Source organism: Brevundimonas sp. (genome assembly GCF_035935935.1).
Classification (GTDB): Bacteria; Pseudomonadota; Alphaproteobacteria; order Caulobacterales; family Caulobacteraceae; genus Brevundimonas.
Map to the genome: position 1 here is coordinate 143,602 of NZ_DASYWO010000004.1, position 14,275 is coordinate 157,876.

The following is a 14,275-nucleotide window of genomic DNA, read 5'->3' on the forward strand; positions in this document are numbered from 1 at the left end:
TCGCGACGCGGTCGCTCGCTGCTTGAGCGCGATCCGTGCGCGTCGTCGGGGCGTCTAGCCGAGCCCGCGTCGCGTGTCACGACGCCGGAACCGCTGCCGTTCGCCGGGCATTTCCGCCACGAACCTTTCCTCGGGAGATCGCCATGACCGCCGTCGACGAAACCTGGATCGAGGACGACGAGGGTCAGGCCGACATCGTCGAGTGGTATGAGGCCCGACCGGTGACCGTCTCGACCGCGGCCGCCACCGGATCGCTGATCGGCGCCTTCGCTCTGGGCGCCCTGGTCGCCGTCGGCGCCCTGATGGTCATGGGACGGCTGGACCTCGACTAGGCCTTCAGGCTGTCGAGGAAGCCGCGCATCCTGTCGTCCACCGGCACGGGCCGCTTGCTGTCGCGGTCGACGTAGACGTGCACGAAGTGGCCGACGGCGGAGGCCTCGTCCTCATTGTTCTTGAACAGGCCGATCTCGTACCGGACCGAGCTGGTGCCCACGTGCGCGACGCGCACTCCGGCCTGGATCTCGTCCGGAAAGGCCGTGGGCGCGAAGTAGCGGCAGCCCGTCTCGACCACCAGGCCGATGGTCTTGCCGTGATGGATGTCCAGCACGCCGTTGACCACGAGCAGGCGGTTCACGGCTGTGTCGAACCACGAATAATAGACCACGTTGTTCACGTGACCGTAGACGTCGTTGTCCATCCACCGCGTGGAGATGGCCTGAAAACGGCGATAGTCGCTGCGTCGCGTGCGTTCGATGGTTCCGCTCACTTCGTTCGCTTTCCTTCCTTGTGCCCCACCGCTCGACGCGCTGCGTCTCGCTGCTTGAGGACGGATCGTTTCCCCTGACGCGTCTTCGCGCGTTCGACGGCAGCCTTGGGCTTGACGGACCCGGCGTCAAGCGGCCCCGATGGCGTCATGAACATCCGCGCCGCCGTGCTGCGCGCCACCGGCGCCGCCAGACCCTATGCCGACAGCCTCCCGCTCTCGATCGAGACGGTGCGGCTGGATCCGCCCGGTCCGGACGAGGTGCTGGTCTCCGTCAAGGCCGCCGGCCTGTGCCATTCGGACCTCAGCGTCATCGACGGCAATCGCCCCAGGCCGCTGCCGATGGCGCTGGGGCACGAGGCGGCGGGCGTCGTGGAGGCCGTCGGGCAGGGCGTCGACGATCTGAAGCCCGGCGACCGCGTCGTCATGGTCTTCATGCCGTCGTGCCGTCACTGCGCGCCCTGCGAGGCGGGCCGCCCCGCCCTGTGCGAGCCCGGCGCGGCCGCGAACGGCAAGGGCGAGCTCCTGGCCGGCGGGCGGCGGCTGCACGACGCGACGCAGGACCTGAACCACCACCTCGGCTGTTCCGCCTTCGCGGAAAAGGCGGTGGTCTCGCGCCGTTCGCTCGTGCGGGTGCCGGACGACCTGCCGTTCCAGCACGCCGCCCTGTTCGGCTGCGCCGTCCTGACCGGGGTGGGCGCGGTGATGAACACGGCCGCCGTGCAGCCCGGGCAGTCGGTGGCCGTGGTGGGGCTGGGCGGGGTCGGCCTGGCCTCGGTCATGGGAGCCCTGGCGGCGGGCGCCTCGACCGTGGTCGCCGTCGACCTGTCCGACGACAAGCTGGCGCTGGCCAGATCCTTCGGCGACGTGGCCACCGTGAACGCCGCCGACGCCGACGCGGTGGATCAGGTCCGCACCCTGACGGCAGGCGGCGCCGACGTCGTGCTGGAAATGGCCGGGTCGGCCCTCGCGCTGGACGCGGCGTGGCGCATGACGAAGCGCGGCGGAACGACCGTCACCGCCGGCCTGCCGCCGCCCGACGCGGCCCTGTCGGTCAACGTCGTGCAGCTGGTGGCCGAGGCGCGCGCGCTCAAGGGCTCGTACATCGGCGACGCCGACCCGGAACGGGACGTGCCCCGCTACGTCGACCTGTTCCGGCAGGGCCGGCTCCCGGTCGATCGGCTGCTGACCCGCACCATTCCGCTGGACCAGATCAACGCCGCCTTCGACGAGCTCGCCGACGGCCGCACGGTGCGCACGGTGGTGACCTTCTAGGCGTTCAATCTCCCGACCGCCTCGTCCCCCGCCAGACAGACGTCCCCGTCCGGCTTCACGCCCTTCTCGCCAAGCGCCGTCAGGATGGCGCGGATCACGTTCAGTCGGGCGACCTTCTTGTCGTCCGTCATGATGACGGTCCACGGCGCAGTCGCGTGCGTGGCCTCAAGCATGCGGTCGCGGGCCGCGGAGTAGGCGTCCCACCGCTTCTGCGCCTCGGCGTCCAGCGGCGAGATCTTGAACCGCTTCAGCGGGTCCTCGACCCGCTCCTCCAGCCGCTTCGCCTGCTCGGCCTTGGAGATGTCCAGCCACAGCTTGATCAGGGTGATCCCGTCGTCGATCAGCATGCGCTCGAAGGTCGGCGCCTGCTTCAGGAAGGCGTCGGTCTGCTCCGGCGTGCAAAAGCCCATCACCGGCTCGACGCCCGCGCGGTTGTACCAGGAGCGGTTGAAGATCACCGTCTCACCGGCCGCGGGCAGGTGGGCGACGTAGCGCTGGAAATACCACTGGGTGGTCTCGCGCTCGGTCGGTTTGGGCAGGGCCACGACCCGCGTCCGGCGCGGGGCCATGTACTCCGTCAGGCGCTTGATCGCCCCGTCCTTGCCGGCGGCGTCGCGACCTTCGAACAGGATCAGCACGCGCCGTCCGCCCTCGATCAGCCGGTGCTGCAGGTCCACCACCCGCTCCTGCAGGCGTTCCAGCTCGCGGTCGTGGTCATCCTTCTTGCCCATGCGCCCAGCCTGCGCCGTCCCGCGCGAAATGTCATGCGCCCGACGCGCCGTCCGGGTTAGACAGGGCGCATGACGCCGTTCCCTGCCCGTCCCGACCGTCGCGCCGTTATGGCCGGAGGCGCCGCCCTCATCGCCGCTCCCCTGCCGGCGCGGGCCGCCGATCCCCGAGCCTATGAGGATCAGCTGGATCTCAGCTTCTCGCGCAGCGGCGCGCCGGCGCTGGCGGGCATGATCGTCGGGCGGTCGGGGGCGTCGTGGATCGGCGTGCGCGGCGTGCGCCGACTGGGCGTGGCCGACGCCGTGACGCGCGACGACCGCTGGCACCTCGGCTCGAACACAAAGGCCATGACGGCCGCCCTGTGGGCGCGTGCCGTCCAGGCGGGCAAGGCGCGCTGGGACATGCGGGTCGCCGAGGTCTTCACGGACCTGACCCTGCACGAGCGTCTGGCGACGGCGACCATGGACGACCTGATGCGCCACAGGGCCGGGCTTCTGGACGCGCCGCTGATGGAGCAGGGCTGGCTGCGCACCTCGCGCACCGACACCCGATCGATGGCCGAGCAGCGAGCCGCCGTCGCGGCGCAGCTTCTGGCCGCCGCGCCTCCCGGCCGGCCCGGAAGCTTCGCCTACGCGAACGTGAACTACATCATCGCCGGCGCCGCGCTGGAGCGCATTCATGGCCGGCCGTGGGAAGCGCAGATGGCGACCGACCTGTTCGCCCCGCTCGGCATCACCACCGGCGGCTTCGGCGCGCCGGTCGACCCCGCGCCCTGGGGTCATCGCGCGGCCAACGGCGTGTCCGCGCCCGTCGCGCCCGGCCCGCTGGCCGACAACCCCGCGGCGCTGGGTCCGGCCGGCACGGCGCACATGACGCTGGCCGACTATGCGCGCTTCATCGCGGTCTTCCTGGACGCGGGGAAGGGCTGGTTGACCCAGGCCTCGCTGGCCCGGCTTGCGACCCCGCCGGAGGGGCCGCCGCCGGCATATGCCTACGGCTGGGGCACGATGCGTGCGCCTTGGGCCGGGCGCGACCGCGGCGTCGGGCCGTTGCTGACCCACGACGGGTCCAACACCTTCTGGTACCTGAGCGCCGCCGTCGCGCCGGAGCGAGGACTGGCGATCGTCACCGCCTCCAACGACGCGGAGCGCGGGGCCGAAGCCACGGGAGACCTGATGACCCGCCTGATCCGCGCGGCGACCACCTGAGGCGGCATGAAGCGGGACCTCGCGGACTTCTGGAACCTGCTGTGGGAAGGGGCGCTGGGGCTGGCGGCCGCCTTCATGCTGGCCAACGCGTTCGCGCCGGCGCAGGACCTGCCGTGGAAGCCCTTGGACCTCAGCCGGCCGATCGGCTCGGCCACCTCGGCCCAGGTCGCCGACTATGAAATCCGGCGCATGGCCGCGCCCGAGGAGGCGGCCGCCGTCACCGACGCCTGCATCCAGCTGCTGCGCGAGGCGGGGGTCGAGGTCCAGCGGGCCGAGGATCGCGACGACGGCGGCTTCTGCGTCGTCCAGGGGGCGGTGCGGATCACCGGCGGGGCGATCACCCCGCTGGCCCCCGGCGGCCTCGTCATGCAATGCCCCATGGCCGTGCGCTACGTCATCTGGGACCGGCAGGTGCTTCAGCCCGCCGCGCGCGAAGCCTTCGGACAGTCCGTCGCCCGCGTGGACAACATGGGCACCTACGCCTGCCGCCGCATCTACGGTCAGGAGGACGTCAACGCCCGCCCCAGCGAGCACGCGCGCGCCAATGCGCTGGACTTCGCGGGCGTCACGCTGGCGGACGGTCGCAAGGTTTCCGTGCTGGCCGACTGGAACGGGGACGGCCCGGCGGGCGTGCAGGGCGGGACCTTCCTGCGCCGCATCCGGGAAGGCGCCTGTCGCGTCTTCGCCACCGTCCTCAGCCCCGAATACAACGCCGCGCACCGGGATCACCTGCATCTGGACGGGGCCGAGCGAGGCCTCTGTTCGTAACCATCCTCGCCGATCGGGCGAATCGGAATCCGGTTGACCGTGGCTTCACAGCGGGTGAGAACGTCGGCGCAGTCCGGATTTTCGCGGTGTCCAAAGCCGCGTGCAGCTCCTCCTCGTGAACGAGCCTGTCCAGATGGGCTGACGGACGCCCCGCCGGGGCGTCTGCCTGGAAAGCGCGTTTACGGAGACGCACGATGGCGACCGGCACGGTCAAATGGTTCAACCCGACCAAGGGTTACGGCTTCATCCAGCCCGATGGCGGCGGCAGCGATGTGTTCGTTCACATCACCGCGGTTCAGAAGGCCGGCCTGATGGGCTTGGATGAGAACGCCAAGGTCGAATACGAGCTGGAATCCCAGCGCGGCAAGACCTCGGCGGTGGACCTCAAGGTCCTCTGATCCGAAGCTGATCTACGAACCGGCGGGCGCGGGACTTTCGGGTTCCGCGCCCGCTTTCTTTTGGGCCGAGCGCTGGGCCAGAACGACGGCGCCCAGCACCAGCGCCCCGCCAAGGGCCTGCACCGGGGTCAGGGCCTCCGCGAACAGGACCCAGCCCAGAAGAGCGGCCACGACGGGCTGAACCAGAATGGTGACCGCCGTCACCGAGGCCGGCAGGCGACCCAGCGCCCAGGCCACGCCGCCCTGTCCGACCACATGCATGACCCCCAATCCGGCCAGCGCGGCCCAGCCGCCCGCCGTTTCCGGCGTCAGGTCCTCACGCAGCGCCAAGGCGGCGATCAGCAGCAGTGGCAGGCCCAGCGCGGTCGACCACAGGGTGACCCGCAGGGCGCCGGCCGTACGCCGGGCCGCCTGCACGGCCAGAAAATATCCGGCGTACCAGAGAGCGACCGACAGGCTGAAGACGTCGCCCAGCAGGGGGTTCGACCCCTGGCCGCCGTCGGCGCCGGCCGCCATGGCCAGGGCGCCCAGCATGGCGAGGGCGAGGGCGATCAGGAACATCCGGCTCGGCCGCTGACCCCAGACGATCCAGGCGAAGGCGGTCACCACCACCGGGGTCAGGTTGCACAGCGTCGTCGCGTTCGCGACCGAAGTCATGACGATGCCGTAGTGCCAGAAGCCCAGATCCAGCACGAAGAACAGGCCGGCCAGCGCCATCCATTTCGACGGCCGTCCCACGCCGTCGCCGCCCGGCCGCGCCGTCAGGATCAGGAGCAGGGGCAAGGAGAAGGCGAAGCGCCACATGCCCGCGGCTGCGGGGCCCACCTCGGCCAGCCGCACCAGAATCGGCGCCAGCCCCAGCACCATGGCTGCGGCCACGAGCACGATCATGGCCAGACGGCGGTCGGCGGGGGAGGCGTCGGCGGAAGGGGGCAAGGTCGATCGATCGGTCAGCGGCTGGACGTGAGAGTCCGGGAAAAAAAGACTCTCATTTCCATCACGCGGGAAGGCGAGGGGAGGGGTCGACGGATGATAGCAGACGCCGCGAGCGTGTGCGGTAGATGGCGAAAAACGCAACCGCAACAGAAGCGGTCCTAAAGGTTCACCGTCTCGGACCCGTCTTCCGCCTCCAGTCGCGCCGACAGGATGCCGCGATGGCATTTAGCGTGGTCGCCGCAGAAGCACAGGATGGCGGTCGGCCGGTCGCGGGCCGTCTGGCGCAAGCGTTCGAAGTCGAGCTGGAAGGCAGGCTCCTGCATATGGGCGCCGTAGATGGCGTGCAACTCGTCGCGTCGCCCGGCGCGCGCCGCTTCGCGCCCCGCCTTGGGCGTGCCGACGCCGCGCAGGTGCACGTACTCGATCCCGCTCTCGGCCAGAGACCCGGCCAGCAGCGTCTTGGAGAAGCCGGCGCGCCGGGACGCCGCCACGGCCCGCACGTCGGCCAGCACCTGAACGCCGGCGTCCTTCAGCCGGCCGATCACCTCGGCTTGCGGCTGGCCCTCGTATCCGATGGTGTACAGCTTCATAGGCCGCACATGGGGCCGGAGGGGCCGATGATCCAGAGAGACGTCCAGACCGACGGCCTGATCCACCGAGTCCTCGAGTCGGGACCGACGGACGGTCCCCTGGTCCTGCTGGTGCACGGCTTCCCCGAACTGGGCGTCAGCTGGCGGGCGCAGGTGGCGGCCCTGGCCGAGGCCGGCTTCCACGCCGTGGCGCCCGACATGCGCGGTTATGGCGGCACGCGCGCCGAGACGGGCTTCACCATCCTTCATCTGGTCGGCGACATGGTCGATCTGGTGCGGGCGCTGGGCCGCGACGGCTGCGTCGTCGTCGGCCACGACTGGGGCGCGCCCGTGGCCTGGCACTGCGCCCTGATGCGGCCGGACCTGTTCACCGCCGTCGCCGGCCTGTCCGTGCCGTTCCAGCCGCGCAGGCCCAAAGGTCCGCCGACGCCGGCCATGGCGGCGATATCGAAACGGGCCGGACTGGGCGACCTCTACATCACCCGGTTCCAGGCGCCGGATGCCCACAAGCCCTTTGACGCGGACCCGGCGACCGCCCTGCGCAAGATGTTCTTCGCCTATGACGGCGCCACGGCCGACGGCGAACAGTCGACCGGCTTCCTCACCCCCGGCGTCGACCTGCTGGACAGCATCGCCGACGCCGCGACCCTGCCGCCGTGGATGTCGCCTGAGCATTTCCGGGAGTACGTCGACGCCTTCTCGGCCGCCGGCTTCGCGCGACCGCTCGACTGGTACCGCAGTCTCGACCGCAACTGGGAGCTGACCGCCTGGCTGCAGGACCGGCGCATGGACCAGCCGTCGCTCTTCATCGTCGGCGAGCGGGATCCCGTGCGCCACTATGCCGGCGCGCACGAGGCGGGGCTGAAGGACTGGCTGACCGACTTGCGAGGCCAGCACGTGCTGCCGGGCGCCGGCCACTGGCTGCAGCAGGAACGTCCCGATGAGGTGAACCGGCTGCTGCTCGGCTTTCTACAATCCCTGTGAGGCCTCGGCGGTGATCTCCAGACTGCGGATGCGCGCCTCGACGTCGAAGATCATTCCGGTGGTCATGACCTCGTCGACGCCGGTGAGGGCGACGAACGCGGCCAGCCGTTCGCGCACCCGGTCGGGTCCGCCGATGGCCGCATGCTCGAGGCGCGCCTGCACCGCCGAGATCTGGTCCGGGGTCAGGTGGGCGGCGACGTCGTCCACCGGCGGCTTCAGCCGCCCCGGCTTGCCCGTCACCACGGCGGCGAAGGCCAGCTGCATGGACGTCGCGACGCGGCGCGCCTCATCGTCCGTGTCGGCGGCGAAGACGTTCATCGCGGCCATGGCGTAGGGCCGGTCCAGCGCCTTCGACGGGCGGAATCCCTGACGATAGGTGCGCAGCGCCGGCAGCAACAGCTCGGGCGCGAAATGGCTGGCGAAGGCGAAGGGCAGGCCCAGATGCGCCGCCAGCTCGGCCGAGAACAGGCTGGACCCCAGAAGCCAGACCGGCACCTTCGATCCCGCGCCGGGCCAGGCGGTCACGGCCTGTCCGGGAACCGGGTCGTCGAGGAAGGCCTGCAGCTCCATCACGTCCCTCGGAAACTGGTCGGCCGAGTCGAAATAGCGCCGCAGCGCCCGCGCCGTCGCGCCGTCCGTGCCCGGCGCGCGGCCCAGCCCCAGATCGATCCGGCGCGGATGCAGCGCCTCCAGCGTGCCGAACTGCTCGGCCACCATCAGCGGCGCGTGGTTGGGCAGCATGACCCCGCCGGAGCCGACGCGGATCGTCGTCGTGTTCGCCGCCACGTGCGCCAGCGCCACCGCCGTCGCGGCCGAGGCGATGCCGGGCATGTTGTGATGCTCGGCCAGCCAGAAGCGCGTGAAGCCGAGCCTGTCCGCCGCCTGCGCGTACCGCGTCGTCTCCAGCAGGCCGCGCCGCGCGTCGCCGCCTTCGACGATGGGGGAGAGGTCGAGAACCGAAAATGCCGTCATCCGCATCAGATCGTGATGCGGATCGGGCGTTCAAGGCCGCGTCACACCGGGTGCGTCTGATCCGGCTTCACGTCAGGGGCCGGTTCCGGCGTCGACGGCACGTCGGGCAGGGGGATGAACTCGTGATCGTCCTCGGTGGGGAGGGACATGCGCCCGGCCTTCCAGTCGGCCTTGGCCTGCTCGATGCGCTCCTGCTTCGAGTGGACGAAGTTCCACCAGATGTGCCGCGGCCCCACGCTCTCGCCGCCCAGCACCATGACGGTGGACGGGCGCAGCGCGCGCACCGTGGGCTCCGCGTGCGGCTCCAGCACGATCATCTGCCCTTCGCCGAAGGTGCGGTCGCCGACCTCGATCTCGCCCCTGGCGACGTACAGGGCCCGCTCCGCCATGCCGCCGGCGCCCGTGCCAGGGGGCGGCGCGGTGCGGACGTCGGCGTCCATTTCCCAGTGGACGTAGAACAGCGGCGACGAAGTCGGCACGCCGGCCTTCGCGCCATAGGCCTCGCCGGCCACCAGCCGCGCGAACAGGCCCTGGTTCTCATAGGTGGGCTGGTCGCCCTCCCCGTGGTGGTGGAACGCCGGCGTGGTCTCTTCCAGATGTTCCGGCAGGGCGATCCACGCCTGCATGCCGTGCATGGCGCCGCCCGTGCTGCGCTTCAGGGGATCGGTCCGTTCCGAGTGCACGATGCCGCTGCCGGCGGTCATCCAGTTCACCTCGCCGGGCCGAATGGCTTGGGTCGCGCCGGTGTTGTCCCGGTGCATGATCTCGCCTTCGAACAGATAGGTCAGGGTCGACAGGCCGATGTGCGGATGCGGCCGCACGTTGATGGCCTCGCTGCCCGGCGCGAACTCCGCCGGTCCCATCTGGTCCAGGAAGATGAAGGGCCCGACCATGCGCCGCGCGTGGAACGGCAGGATGCGCCCCACCTCGAACCCGCCCAGATCCTTCTTCCGGGCCTGGATCACCATCTCGATCATGTCGAAGCCCCCTTCGCTCGAACCGTAACCGGGACTATTGCACGTGCGGCGTGACGATGCCCAGCGGCAGGGTGGTCACGTTCTTCACCCCGCGCGTGACGATGTGGCTCTCGCAGTCCGAGACGATGCCGAGCGCCAGCAGCTTCTCGCGCAGGAACTTGTCGAAGGCGTGCATGTCGCTGGTGACGATGCGCAGCACATAGTCCTCGCGCCCCGTGATGGTGGCGCACTGGACGACCTCGGGCCAGCCGGCGACGGCCGCCTCGAACCGCTCCAGATTCTCGGTGGACGGCAGGTTCAGCTTGACGATGGCGTAGACCTCGAAGTCCAGACCCAGCTGAACGGCGTCCAGCAGGGTCACCCGCTTCACGATCAGGCCCTGATCCTCCAGGCGCTTGATCCGCCGCCAGCACGGCGAGGCCGACAGGCCGACGCGGTCCGCCACCTCCGCCACCGACAGTCCCGCGTCGTGCTGCAGGATGTCCAGGATGCGGGCGTCGATGGCGTCGAGCTCTTCCGCCAAGGTTGTTTCTCCGATTGCTGATTCAGCGCAATGAAATAGCGTCAAAAGCCGATATGCAAGTCGGATTTGAGCGAGCCTTCCCGCGCGCCCCCGTGCTAATGCAAGTTCGAGGAAACGCGGTCGGATCAACCGAACGGGATCGATGATGAAGAAGCCAAATGCCCCGGCGCTGAGCCTGCGCGTGCCCGAGCCCTCGGGCCGCCCCGGCGACGCCCCGGACTTCAGCCACATCAAGCTGGACGCACCGGGCGCCGTCGACCGCCCCGCGGTGTCGACCGCGCCGTTCGACATGCGCGACCACGCCTTCAAGCTGGTGCGCGTGCTGGACGATCAGGGCCGCGCCGTCGGTCCGTGGGACCCGAAGCTGGATCCGGAGACCCTGCGCAGGGGCCTGAGGGCCATGATCCTGACCCGCGCCTTCGACGACCGGATGCATCGCGCCCACCGTCAGGGCAAGACCAGCTTCTACATGAAGTGCACGGGGGAAGAGGCCATCGCGGTGGCCCAGGGCATGATCCTGAGCCGCGAGGACATGGGCTTCCCGACCTATCGCCAGCAAGGCCTGCTGATCGCGCGCGGCTATCCGCTCGCCGAGATGATGAACCAGATCTATTCGAACGCGGCGGACCCGATCAAAGGTCGCCAGCTGCCGATCATGTACTCGTCGAAGGCGTACGGGTTCTTCACCATCTCGGGGAACCTCGGCACCCAGGTGCCGCAGGCCGTCGGCTGGGCCATGGCCAGCGCCTACAAGGGCGACGACAAGATCGCCATCAGCTGGATCGGCGACGGCGCCACGGCGGAGGGCGACTTCCACAACGCCCTGACCTTCGCCGCCGTCTACCGCGCTCCGGTGATCCTGAACGTCGTCAACAACCAGTGGGCCATCTCGTCCTTCATGGGCATCGCCGGCGGGCTGGAGACGACCTTCGCGTCCAAGGCCATCGGCTATGGCCTGCCGGCGCTGCGGGTCGACGGCAACGACTTCCTGGCCGTCTGGGCGGCGACCCAGTGGGCCGAGGAACGGGCACGGACGAACCAGGGCGCGACGGTGATCGAGCTGTTCACCTATCGCGGCGCCCCGCACTCCACGTCCGACGACCCCAGCCGCTACCGCCCCGGCGACGAGCACGAGAAGTGGCCGCTCGGCGATCCGGTCGAACGCCTGAAGCAGCATCTGATCCAGCTCGGCGAGTGGTCCGACGCGCAGCAGGAAGAGGCGGAGAAGGACGCCGTCGAACAGGTCCGCGCGGCGGGCAAGGAGTCCGAGGCGATCGGCACGCTGGGCCAGTCGCGCCCGTCGGTGAAGACCATGTTCGAGGAGGTCTACGCCACCGAGGACTGGCGCCTGGTCGAGCAGCGCCGCGAGGTGGGAGTCTGAGCATGAGCGACAATGCTGTCTTCACCGACGCCGACCGCGCTGACGGCGTCGAGCCCGACATGGTCGATGCGAACAACGCGCCGAAATCCGCCGCGCCGAACGCCGGCGTCCAGCCAATGAACATGATCCAGGCGCTGAACTCGGCGCTGGACGTGAAGATGTCGGAGGACCCGGACGTCCTGTCGTTCGGCGAGGACGCGGGCTATTTCGGCGGCGTCTTCCGCGTCACCGATCACCTGCAGAAGAAGCACGGCCTGACGCGCAGCTTCGACGCCCCGATCAGCGAATGCGGCATCGTCGCCGCCGCCATCGGCATGGGCGCCTACGGGATCCGTCCGGTCGTGGAGATCCAGTTCGCCGACTACATCTATCCGGCCTACGACCAGATCGTCTCCGAAGCGGCCAAGATGCGCTACCGCTCGGGCGGGCAGTTCACCTCGCCGATCACCATCCGCAGCCCCTACGGCGGCGGCATCTTCGGCGGCCAGACGCACAGCCAGTCGCCGGAGAGCCTGTTCACCCACATCGCGGGGCTGAAGGTCGTCATCCCGTCCAACCCCTACGACGCCAAGGGCCTGCTGACCGCGGCGATCGAGGACGACGATCCGGTCGTCTTCTTCGAGCCCAAGCGCCTCTACAACGGCCCCTTCGACGGCTGGCACGAGAAGCCGGTGTCCCCGTGGAAGGCGCAGGAGCTGGCCCAGGTCCCGACCGGCAAGTACGTCGAGCCGATCGGCAAGGCGCGGGTCATGCGCGAGGGGAACGACGTCACCATTCTGTGCTACGGCACCATGGTCTGGGTCTCCTTGGCGGGCGCCGACCACGCCGGGGTGGACGCCGAGGTGATCGACCTGCGCACCCTCGTCCCGCTGGACATCGAGACCATCGAGGCCTCGGTGAAGAAGACCGGCCGCTGCGTCATCGTGCATGAGGCGCCGAAGACGTCCGGGTTCGGCGCCGAGCTGTCGGCCCTGGTGCAGGAGCGCTGCTTCCATTGGCTGGAAGCCCCGATCGCGCGCGTCACCGGCTGGGACACGCCCTACCCCCATGCCTTCGAGTGGGAATACTTCCCCGGCCCGCAACGCGTGGCCGACGCCCTGGAAGTCACGATGAGCGGGGGCCGCTGATGGGTCGTTTCGTCTTCAAACTGCCGGACGTGGGCGAAGGCACCGCCGAGGCCGAGCTGGTCGGCTGGCACGTCAAGGTCGGCGACGTGGTCGCCGAGGACCAGATCGTCGCCGACGTCATGACCGACAAGGCGACGGTGGAGATCACCGCCCCCGTCTCGGGCAAGGTCACGGCCATCCACGGCGAGCCCGGCCAGATGATCCCCGTGCGCGGCCCGCTGGTGGAGTTCGAGGTCGAGGGCGCGGGCAATGCGTCCGCCGACGAACCGGCGCCGGCCCCCGCACCGAAGGTCGAAGCCGCGCCGGCTCTGGTCGAGACGCCGAAGCCCGCCGCGGCCACGGCGGCACAGCCGGCCTCGGGCGCCAACTACGTCTTCAAGCTGCCCGACGTCGGCGAAGGCACGGCCGAGGCCGAGCTGGTGGGCTGGCACGTCAAGGTCGGCGACACGGTGTCGGAGGACCAGATCCTGGCCGACGTCATGACCGACAAGGCGACGGTGGAGATCACCTCGCCCGTCTCCGGCCTCGTCGTGGCGACGCACGGCGAGGCGGGCCAGCAGGTCGCCGTCGGCGGCCCGCTGGTCAGCTTCAAGGTCGAGGGCAAGGGCAACGTGTCGGCGTTGGCGCCCACTCCGGCCCCCGCGCCGGCCCCGAAGTCCGAACTCGCTCCGGCTCCAGACGCCAAGGCCGCCGCTCCGGCAGCACAGCCCTCGTCGAAGCCGCAAGCCGAAGCCTTCACCACCCGCGTCGCCGGCCAGCGCCCGCTGGCGTCCCCCGCCGTCCGCAACCGCGCACGTGACCTGGGCATCGAGCTGCAGTACGTCCCCGGCTCGGGCCCGGCCGGCCGCATCGAGCACGGCGATCTGGACGCCTATGTGGCCTCGGGCGGGCGCGGATCGTCCGCGTCCGGAGGATCAGCCGGCTCGACCTATGCCAAGGCCGAAGGCACGACCGAAACCCGCATCATCGGCCTGCGCCGCAAGATCGCGGAGAAGATGGCCGAGAGCGTCCGCCGCATCCCGCACATCACCTATGTCGAAGAGATCGACGTCACGGCGCTGGAGGAGCTGCGCGCCCATCTGAACGCGCAGGCGAAGACGACCGGCAGGCCGAAGCTGAACGTCCTGCCCTTCATCGCCCGTGCCATCGTGGTGGCTCTGCGCGATCAGCCGACCATCAACAGCTGGTACGACGACGAGGCCGGGGTGCTGACCACCCACAATGCGGTTCACCTGGGCATCGCCGCCCAGACGCCGAACGGCCTGATGGTCCCGGTGGTCCGCCACGCCGAGGCGCGCGATCCGTACGACACGGCCGAGGAGATCGCCCGCGTCTCCGGCGCCGCCAAGTCCGGCAAGGCCAGCCGCGAGGAGCTGTCCGGCTCGACCATCACCATCACCTCGCTGGGCACGCTGGGCGGCATCACGCACACGCCCATCATCAACCACCCCGAAGTCGCCATCGTCGGCCCCAACAAGATCCAGGAACGGGTCGTGGTGCGCGACGGCCAGATGGTCGTGCGCAAGATGATGAACCTGTCCTCGTCCTTCGATCACCGCATCGTCGACGGCCACGACGCGGCGGTTTTCGTGCAGCGGATCAAGGGCCTGCTGGAGCACCCGGCGACGCTGTGGATGAACTGAC

At 70.0% G+C, this 14,275-nt stretch carries 16 protein-coding genes; 9 read left to right on the forward strand and 7 right to left on the reverse strand.

The window, feature by feature from the left end:
• Positions 1-143: 143 nt before the first annotated feature.
• The gene (locus VGR32_RS04045; RefSeq protein ID WP_327448295.1) at positions 144-332 is read left to right on the forward strand and encodes a hypothetical protein; all 189 of its coding nucleotides are present in this window, start codon (positions 144-146) and stop codon (positions 330-332) included.
• Here the strand turns inward: VGR32_RS04045 and VGR32_RS04050 are convergent.
• Entirely contained in the window at positions 329-766 is a 438-nt protein-coding gene (locus VGR32_RS04050; RefSeq protein WP_327448297.1) for a thioesterase family protein, read from the reverse strand. The two genes, VGR32_RS04045 and VGR32_RS04050, sit on opposite strands and share 4 nt — an antisense overlap.
• Positions 767-913: 147 nt before the next feature.
• Between VGR32_RS04050 and VGR32_RS04055 the strand changes: the two genes are divergently transcribed.
• Positions 914-2,038, forward strand: a complete 1,125-nt coding sequence (locus VGR32_RS04055) for a zinc-dependent alcohol dehydrogenase family protein (protein ID WP_327448299.1) — start codon at positions 914-916, stop codon at positions 2,036-2,038.
• On the opposite strand, the gene ppk2 is transcribed toward VGR32_RS04055, so the two are convergent.
• Entirely contained in the window at positions 2,035-2,769 is a 735-nt protein-coding gene (gene ppk2, locus VGR32_RS04060) for a polyphosphate kinase 2 (RefSeq protein ID WP_327448300.1), read from the reverse strand. The genes VGR32_RS04055 and ppk2 overlap by 4 nt on opposite strands.
• Before the next feature lie 69 nt (positions 2,770-2,838).
• On the opposite strand from ppk2, the gene VGR32_RS04065 reads away from it, so the two are divergent.
• The 3 genes from VGR32_RS04065 to VGR32_RS04075 all read left to right on the forward strand — a co-directional run bounded on the left by VGR32_RS04065 (position 2,839) and on the right by VGR32_RS04075 (position 5,141).
• Positions 2,839-3,975 (forward strand): serine hydrolase domain-containing protein, encoded by a 1,137-nt coding sequence (locus VGR32_RS04065; RefSeq protein ID WP_327448302.1) that lies wholly within the window; start codon positions 2,839-2,841, stop codon positions 3,973-3,975.
• Between the two features lie 6 nt (positions 3,976-3,981).
• Positions 3,982-4,743: an extensin family protein gene (locus VGR32_RS04070; RefSeq protein ID WP_327448304.1), complete on the forward strand. Its 762-nt coding sequence runs from the start codon at positions 3,982-3,984 to the stop codon at positions 4,741-4,743.
• A gap of 194 nt (positions 4,744-4,937) precedes the next feature.
• Positions 4,938-5,141 carry a cold-shock protein gene (locus VGR32_RS04075; protein ID WP_327448306.1) on the forward strand — a complete coding sequence of 68 codons (204 nt, stop codon included), beginning with the start codon at positions 4,938-4,940 and terminating at the stop codon, positions 5,139-5,141.
• A 12-nt stretch (positions 5,142-5,153) separates the two neighbouring features.
• Here the strand turns inward: VGR32_RS04075 and VGR32_RS04080 are convergent, their stop codons facing one another.
• Together VGR32_RS04080 and VGR32_RS04085 are read right to left on the reverse strand one after the other, a co-directional pair.
• Positions 5,154-6,077 carry a DMT family transporter gene (locus VGR32_RS04080; RefSeq protein ID WP_327448308.1) on the reverse strand — a complete coding sequence of 308 codons (924 nt, stop codon included), beginning with the start codon at positions 6,075-6,077 and terminating at the stop codon, positions 5,154-5,156.
• 158 nt (positions 6,078-6,235) lie between these two features.
• Positions 6,236-6,667, reverse strand: a complete 432-nt coding sequence (locus tag VGR32_RS04085; protein ID WP_327448310.1) for a DUF488 domain-containing protein — start codon at positions 6,665-6,667, stop codon at positions 6,236-6,238.
• 27 nt (positions 6,668-6,694) lie between these two features.
• Here VGR32_RS04085 and VGR32_RS04090 point away from each other — a divergent pair, with 27 nt between their 5' ends.
• Positions 6,695-7,651, forward strand: coding sequence for an alpha/beta hydrolase (locus VGR32_RS04090; RefSeq protein ID WP_327448312.1), 957 nt, complete (start codon positions 6,695-6,697; stop codon positions 7,649-7,651).
• Here VGR32_RS04090 and VGR32_RS04095 read toward each other — a convergent pair.
• The 3 genes from VGR32_RS04095 to VGR32_RS04105 are packed head-to-tail and all read right to left on the reverse strand — an operon-like array spanning position 7,637 to position 10,123.
• The gene (locus VGR32_RS04095; protein WP_327448314.1) at positions 7,637-8,623 is read right to left on the reverse strand and encodes an LLM class flavin-dependent oxidoreductase; all 987 of its coding nucleotides are present in this window, start codon (positions 8,621-8,623) and stop codon (positions 7,637-7,639) included. The genes VGR32_RS04090 and VGR32_RS04095 overlap by 15 nt on opposite strands.
• 41 nt (positions 8,624-8,664) lie before the next feature.
• On the reverse strand, positions 8,665-9,600 hold the full coding sequence (locus tag VGR32_RS04100; RefSeq protein ID WP_327448316.1) for a pirin family protein: 936 nt from the start codon (positions 9,598-9,600) through the stop codon (positions 8,665-8,667).
• A 34-nt stretch (positions 9,601-9,634) separates the two neighbouring features.
• On the reverse strand, positions 9,635-10,123 hold the full coding sequence (locus VGR32_RS04105; RefSeq protein ID WP_327448318.1) for an Lrp/AsnC family transcriptional regulator: 489 nt from the start codon (positions 10,121-10,123) through the stop codon (positions 9,635-9,637).
• Positions 10,124-10,268: 145 nt separating this feature from the next.
• Between VGR32_RS04105 and VGR32_RS04110 the strand changes: the two genes are divergently transcribed.
• The 3 genes from VGR32_RS04110 to VGR32_RS04120 are packed head-to-tail and all read left to right on the forward strand — an operon-like array spanning position 10,269 to position 14,274.
• Positions 10,269-11,504 carry a 3-methyl-2-oxobutanoate dehydrogenase (2-methylpropanoyl-transferring) subunit alpha gene (locus VGR32_RS04110; RefSeq protein WP_327448320.1) on the forward strand — a complete coding sequence of 412 codons (1,236 nt, stop codon included), beginning with the start codon at positions 10,269-10,271 and terminating at the stop codon, positions 11,502-11,504.
• A 59-nt stretch (positions 11,505-11,563) separates the two neighbouring features.
• A complete protein-coding gene (locus VGR32_RS04115) occupies positions 11,564-12,631 on the forward strand; it encodes an alpha-ketoacid dehydrogenase subunit beta (RefSeq protein ID WP_349255943.1) in 1,068 nt (355 codons plus the stop codon).
• Entirely contained in the window at positions 12,631-14,274 is a 1,644-nt protein-coding gene (locus VGR32_RS04120) for a 2-oxo acid dehydrogenase subunit E2 (protein ID WP_327448324.1), read from the forward strand. The genes VGR32_RS04115 and VGR32_RS04120 overlap by 1 nt, the downstream gene beginning before the upstream one ends.
• Position 14,275 lies beyond the last annotated feature (1 nt).

Bases quoted from the DNA above. Each gene is read 5' to 3' on its own strand.
- VGR32_RS04095 (WP_327448314.1), bottom strand. From the start codon at position 8,623: ATGACGGCATTTTCGGTTCTCGACCTCTCCCCCATCGTCGAAGGCGGC.
- VGR32_RS04065 (WP_327448302.1), top strand. From the start codon at position 2,839: ATGACGCCGTTCCCTGCCCGTCCCGACCGTCGCGCCGTTATGGCCGGA.
- VGR32_RS04075 (WP_327448306.1), top strand. From the start codon at position 4,938: ATGGCGACCGGCACGGTCAAATGGTTCAACCCGACCAAGGGTTACGGC.
- VGR32_RS04090 (WP_327448312.1), top strand. From the start codon at position 6,695: ATGATCCAGAGAGACGTCCAGACCGACGGCCTGATCCACCGAGTCCTC.
- VGR32_RS04115 (WP_349255943.1), top strand. From the start codon at position 11,564: ATGGTCGATGCGAACAACGCGCCGAAATCCGCCGCGCCGAACGCCGGC.
- VGR32_RS04055 (WP_327448299.1), top strand. From the start codon at position 914: ATGAACATCCGCGCCGCCGTGCTGCGCGCCACCGGCGCCGCCAGACCC.
- VGR32_RS04100 (WP_327448316.1), bottom strand. From the start codon at position 9,600: ATGATCGAGATGGTGATCCAGGCCCGGAAGAAGGATCTGGGCGGGTTC.
- ppk2 (WP_327448300.1), bottom strand. From the start codon at position 2,769: ATGGGCAAGAAGGATGACCACGACCGCGAGCTGGAACGCCTGCAGGAG.
- VGR32_RS04110 (WP_327448320.1), top strand. From the start codon at position 10,269: ATGAAGAAGCCAAATGCCCCGGCGCTGAGCCTGCGCGTGCCCGAGCCC.
- VGR32_RS04070 (WP_327448304.1), top strand. From the start codon at position 3,982: ATGAAGCGGGACCTCGCGGACTTCTGGAACCTGCTGTGGGAAGGGGCG.
- VGR32_RS04045 (WP_327448295.1), top strand. From the start codon at position 144: ATGACCGCCGTCGACGAAACCTGGATCGAGGACGACGAGGGTCAGGCC.
- VGR32_RS04120 (WP_327448324.1), top strand. From the start codon at position 12,631: ATGGGTCGTTTCGTCTTCAAACTGCCGGACGTGGGCGAAGGCACCGCC.
- VGR32_RS04085 (WP_327448310.1), bottom strand. From the start codon at position 6,667: ATGAAGCTGTACACCATCGGATACGAGGGCCAGCCGCAAGCCGAGGTG.